6 protein-coding genes are annotated in these 5,505 nt (G+C 66.5%); all 6 read right to left on the bottom strand.

The annotated features are described in order from the left end of the window. Positions 1-38 precede the first annotated feature (38 nt). The gene (locus tag VGH85_01180; GenBank protein ID HEY2172402.1) at positions 39-392 is read right to left on the bottom strand and encodes a hypothetical protein; all 354 of its coding nucleotides are present in this window, start codon (positions 390-392) and stop codon (positions 39-41) included. Between the two features lie 23 nt (positions 393-415). Beyond that, the gene (locus VGH85_01175; protein HEY2172401.1) at positions 416-1,756 is read right to left on the bottom strand and encodes an FAD-dependent oxidoreductase; all 1,341 of its coding nucleotides are present in this window, start codon (positions 1,754-1,756) and stop codon (positions 416-418) included. 16 nt (positions 1,757-1,772) lie between these two features. Continuing rightward, entirely contained in the window at positions 1,773-3,266 is a 1,494-nt protein-coding gene (gene glpK / locus VGH85_01170; protein ID HEY2172400.1) for a glycerol kinase GlpK, read from the bottom strand. A gap of 13 nt (positions 3,267-3,279) precedes the next feature. Further along, positions 3,280-4,194, bottom strand: a complete 915-nt coding sequence (locus VGH85_01165; GenBank protein ID HEY2172399.1) for a carbohydrate ABC transporter permease — start codon at positions 4,192-4,194, stop codon at positions 3,280-3,282. A gap of 12 nt (positions 4,195-4,206) precedes the next feature. Further along, on the bottom strand, positions 4,207-5,127 hold the full coding sequence (locus tag VGH85_01160) for a sugar ABC transporter permease (GenBank protein ID HEY2172398.1): 921 nt from the start codon (positions 5,125-5,127) through the stop codon (positions 4,207-4,209). Between the two features lie 12 nt (positions 5,128-5,139). Next, positions 5,140-5,505, bottom strand: a 366-nt coding sequence (locus VGH85_01155) for a hypothetical protein (GenBank protein HEY2172397.1), incomplete at its 5' end; no start/stop codon positions are given.

The following is a 5,505-nucleotide window of genomic DNA, read 5'->3' as shown; positions in this document are numbered from 1 at the left end:
GCCGCCAACAAGGCGCCGACGCTGTTGGCCGGAATTGGCTACCGCGGACGCCGGCGGCGCATCATGGCCAGCCGCTCGCTGACCTCGGCCTCTTCGGCCTCAACCTCGGCGAGCCGCGCGTAGATGTGCTCGGTCTCGTCGCTCTGCGGTTTGACCTGCGCGACGGGCGCACCGTCGGCGAAAACGTCGACGTCGTACTGCGGTTCCCCGGAAAGGAGCAGTCCAGTGAGAATCGGGCCGGTCGGCTTGCCAGTTTCAGGATCGCGGTCGCGCGCCCTGGTGAAGGTGACCCGCGTCTCGAGCGGCACCTGCTCACCGTCGACGGTGACCGTGAGATGCACGGCGTCGTACGGCGTGCCAATTTCCTGGTTGCAATCGATCCTTCGTGTCATCGCCCTTTTCACCCTAGGGCGGCTCAGGCGCCTCCACCCAGCGTTCGCAGAGTTGCCCAGTCAGTCACCTTCACCCGTTTCCGTCCGTCGGCACTCCCACGCAGGATCTCCTCGGCGTCGATGGCCAACCATCCGTCGTAGGTCACCGCCTGCACCCCGCGTTCTTCGAGCAGAACTTCGATCGGTTCGCGACTTTCCGCACGATGCGCATCGGATCGCTGCTGGTCCGCGATCACCGCCCGCACGGTTTCGGCTGCGTCACCCTTGTTGGTCCCGATCACCCCGACCGGTCCGCGTTTGAGCCATCCTGCGACGTACTCTCCCGTGGCGTCACCCTCGTCACCGACGATCCGCCCGTCCTCGTTCGCGACCACGCCGCGGCTCTCGTCGAACGGGATTCCCGGCAACGGAATGCTCCGATAGCCCACAGCCCGTAGCACCAGCTGTACGGGGATCGTCTCGAAGCGGCCCGTTCCGCTGACCCGCCCGTCGGCGTCGAGCTCGGTGTGCTCCAGGCGCAGCGCCTCGACCCGATCGGTGCCGATGATCTCGACCGGACGCAGCCAGAACCGGAGCTCGATCCGCCGCGGCTTGCCGATCGGTTCCTGGCCCGCCCAGTTCTTGAGCACGGCCATGTTGCCCTTGGCCACCTTGTCGAGGACAGGTTCGTCGTCGCCCTGGGCGACCTCGGCGGGGTCGATCTCCACGTCGGCGCCGGACAGCTCGCCGAGCTCCCGGAGTTCCTTGGTCGTGAACTTCGCGTGCTCCGGCCCGCGTCGGCCGATCATGTGGAGCGTGCGGATCGAGCTGCCGGCGAGTACGTCGAGCACGTGCGGCGGCAGATCGGTGTGCTCCAGCTCCTTGACCGTCTTGGCGAGGATCCGGGTGACGTCGACGGCGACGTTTCCGACCCCGATCACGGCGACCGCCTCGGCGTCGAGCTCGAACGGTTGCTCGGCGTCGGGGTGCCCGCTGTACCAGTTGACGAAGTCGGTGGCCGAGTGGCTTCCGGGCAGGTCCTCACCCGGGATCTGCAGGGGCCGGTCGACCGCAGCGCCGGTCGCGTAGATCACCGCGTCGTAATGGCGCCGCAGGTCGTCGCGGGACAGGTCGACACCGAGATCCACGCCGCCGATGAAGCGCACCTTGCCGCCCTCGAACACGCGGCTGAGCACCGTGATGATCGACTTGATCTTGAGATGGTCGGGCGCGACGCCATAGCGCAGCAGCCCGTAGGGCGTCGGCAGCCGATCGAGGATGTCGACCTCGACCGGGAGGTCGTCCTGGGCGACGAGCGCGTCCGCCGCGTAGAGCCCGGCCGGGCCGGACCCTATGACGGCGACGCGTATTGGATCCTCCACCATGTCCCCCACATTAGGCTCACGGCACATCCACCCAATCGAGCGTCCGCTGCACGGCTTTCTTCCAGCCCGAATATCCGGCGGCGCGCTGCTCTTCGTTCCACTGTGGAGTCCACCGCTTCTCTTCGGCCCAGTTGGCCCGCAGCTCGTCGGTCGTCTTCCAGAATCCGGTGGCGAGGCCGGCGGCGTAGGCGGCTCCGAGGGCCGTCGTCTCGGCGACGGCCGGCTTGGAGACCACGACATCGAGGATGTCGGCCTGCGTCTGCATGCACAGCTCGTTGGCGGTCACGCCACCGTCCACCCGCAGCACGGTGAGGCCGACGCCGGAGTCCTGCGCCATCGCCTCGACCACGTCCCGGCTCTGATAGCCGATGGCCTCCAGGGTCGCCCGGGCCAGGTGCGCGCTCGTGTTGAAACGCGACAGCCCGACCACCGCCCCACGCGCATCCGACCTCCAATAAGGCGCGAAGAGCCCGGAGAAGGCCGGCACGAAGTAGACCCCGCCGTTGTCGGGCACCTGACGCGCGAGCGTCTCACTCGCCGCCGCGTCGGGGATGACCCCGAGCTGGTCCCGCAGCCACTGCACGGCCGAGCCGGTCACCGCCATCGACCCTTCCAGCGCGTAGACCGGGTCGCTGTCCCCGAAGCGGTAGGCCACGGTGGAGACCAACCCGTGCTCCGAGCGCACGATGTCCGTGCCGGTGTTCATCAGCAGGAAGTTGCCGGTGCCGTAGGTGTTCTTCGCGTCACCGACGTCGAAGCAGACCTGCCCGACCATCGCGGCGTGCTGGTCGCCCAACGCCGCGGTGAGCGGTACGGCGCCCCCTGCCACCTGCAGCTCGCCATACGCCGAGGGGTGTGACGACGGATGGATCGCCGGCAGCATCCGCCGCGGGATGTCGAAGAACCCCAGCAGTTCGTCGTCCCAGTCCAGCGTCTCCAGATCCATCAGCATGGTGCGCGACGCGTTGGTCACGTCGGTGACGTGCGCCCCCGTCAGGTTCCACAGCAGCCAGCTGTCGACCGTGCCGAACAGCGCATCACCGCTCTCGGCCGCAGCCCGGACGCCGTCGACGTGCTCGAGGATCCACGCGAGCTTCCCGCCCGCGAAGTACGTCGCCGGCGGCAGTCCGGCCTTGCGCCGGATCACCTCGCCGCGCCCGTCCCGCTCCAGGGCGGAGGCGATCGCGTCGGTGCGGGTGTCCTGCCACACGATCGCGTTGCACAGCGGCCGGCCGGTGCGGGCGTCCCACACGACGGTGGTCTCCCGCTGGTTGGTGATGCCCACGGCCGCGAGGTCACCGGCGGAGAGCTTGGCCTCCGACAACGCCGCGTCGATCGCGGTCCGGGTCCGCTGCACGATCTCCGCCGGATCGTGCTCCACCCAGCCGGCCCGGGGCATGATCTGCTCGTGCTCGGCCTGGTGCCGTCCCACTTCGCGCCCGGCATGATCGAAGATCATGAACCGGGTGCTGGTGGTGCCCTGGTCGACCGCTCCGACGAAGTCGCCCACTAGTTCCGATCCCTCACTTGAGGGCACCGGCCGTCATGCCGGCCTGCACCTGACGCTGGAAGAGCGCATAGACGACGAGCACCGGCAGCATCGAGATGGTCAGGCCGGCGAACAGCCCGCTCCAGTCGCTCTTGTAGCCCGAGCTGACCGCGAGGTTGGCGAGTCCCTGGGCGAGCATGTATTTGTGCGGGTCGGTCTCCAGCACGACCGGCAGCAGGTACTGGTTCCACTGCCCGAGCACGTTGAAGATACCGATGCTGACCAGGCCCGGCTTGGCCAGCGGCAACATCACGCGGAAGAAGGCGCCCCAGTGTCCGCACCCGTCGATGAACGCCGCCTCGGCGAGTTGATTGGGCAGCGTGCGGAAGAACGCCGTCAGGAAGAACACCGAGAACGGCAGCGAATACGCCGCGTAGATGACGATCAGCCCGGGCAGCGAGTTGGTCATCCCGAAGTTCTTGGCGACGAAGAACAGCGGGACGATCGCCAGGAAGATCGGGAAGGCCAGGCCGATGATGAAGAGGTAATAGACGATCCGGCTGCCGGGGAAGGTGTAGCGCGCCAACACGTAGGCGACCATCGACGACAGCAGCAGCGTGAGGAGCACGCCACCGATGACGACGATCAGGGTATTGGTGAAGTAGCGGCCGATGCCGGCGTTGTCCCAGGCGCGGACGTAGTTGGTGAACTGCGGCTTCGACGGCAGCGTCCACGGGCTGGTGAAGATCTCCTTGTCGGTCTTGAGCGAGGTGAAGACCATCCACAGCAGCGGAAACGCGACCAGGACCCCCCACACGATCAGGAAGCCGTGGGAGAAGACATTCAGGACGCCGAAGTCGCCCTTCTCCCGGGGCGGTCGACGGCCGCCGACCTCCTCGGTCGAAGGCGGCGCGGCCCCGGCGGGAGGCAGGTCGACGTTGGTGGTCATTGAGGGAAACTCCTAGAACTCGAGCCGCTCGCGCCGCGTGACGCGGAACGTCAATCCCGCCAACAGCAGGGTGAGGATGCACAGCGCCACGCCCATGGCGGAGGCGTAGCCGAACTGGCCGAACTTGAAACCGGTCTGGTACAGGTAGTTGGAGATCACCTGGGTCGAGTTGTCCGGCCCGCCGGACCCACCCGCCGCGGACATCGTGTTGACCAGCGCGAAGAGGTCGAGTGCCTGGATGCCGATGTAGATGATCCCGACCTGCAGGCTGTCCCACATCAACGGCAGGGTCAGCCGCCAGAACGTGCTCCACCGGTTCGCGCCGTCCAGCAGCACCGCCTCGTACAGTTCGCGCGGAATCGACCCCATCGACGCCGTGAACAGCACGACGTAGAAACCGACCGACACCCACACCATCACGGCGAGGATCGCCCAGAACGCGATCGACGGATCGCCCAGCCAGTCGACCGGTCCCCCGAGCCCGATCGACTTGAGGAACCCGTTGATCAGGCCGTTGTCGGTCGAGTCATAGACGAACGACCACAGCACACCGACGACCGCGATGGACAGGATGTAGGGGAAGAAGAAGATGACCTTGTAGAAGGCCGAGCCGCGAACCCCTTGGATCGCGGCCTTCCCCTTTCTCCCACCGACATTGAGCATCGTCGCGAAGAACAACGCCAACGCGATCGTGACCACGGGTACGGCGACGACCGCGATGAGGTTGTGCTTCACCGACGTCCAGAACACCGAGTCGTGAATCAGCTTGCTGTAGTTCGACATCCCGACGAACGTCTTGGCGGCTGTGTAGCCGCTCCAGTCGGTCAGCGAGATGTAGAACGCCTGCGCGTACGGCGACAACACGAAGACGACGTACAACACGAACGGCACCAGCAGCATGCTGATGATGAACGGGTACCTACCTTGACGCATGGTGCAATCCGATCAGCGCTTGTACTTCTTGATCGACGAGTCCTGAGCGGTCTCGTCGGCCGCCTTCTGGCACCGCGTGACCCACTCGTCCGGGCCGATCTGACCGGCCATCAGCGCGCCGGTGGCGTTCTCGACGTTGGTCTCCATCTTCGCGTACCAGGTACCGAAGAACCAGTTGAGCGTGTTGTCTCCGGCCGCGGTGACCACCTCACGGGCCGAGGTGAACGCGGTGCTGTAGTTGAGGTTTTCCGCATAACCCTTCAGGGCGGTCAGCGAGTGCGTCTGCTTGGAGAAGTTCGTCGACGCCTGCTTACCCAGCATGATCCGCATGAAGTCGGTGCCGCCGGTCGGGTTCTTGCCGTCCGACGGGACGATGAA

Source organism: Mycobacteriales bacterium (assembly GCA_036497565.1).
In the GTDB taxonomy this organism is placed as follows: Bacteria; Actinomycetota; Actinomycetes; order Mycobacteriales; family QHCD01; genus DASXJE01.
Note: the sequence above shows the minus strand (reverse complement) of the source record. Positions and strands in the feature narration are given on the sequence as shown.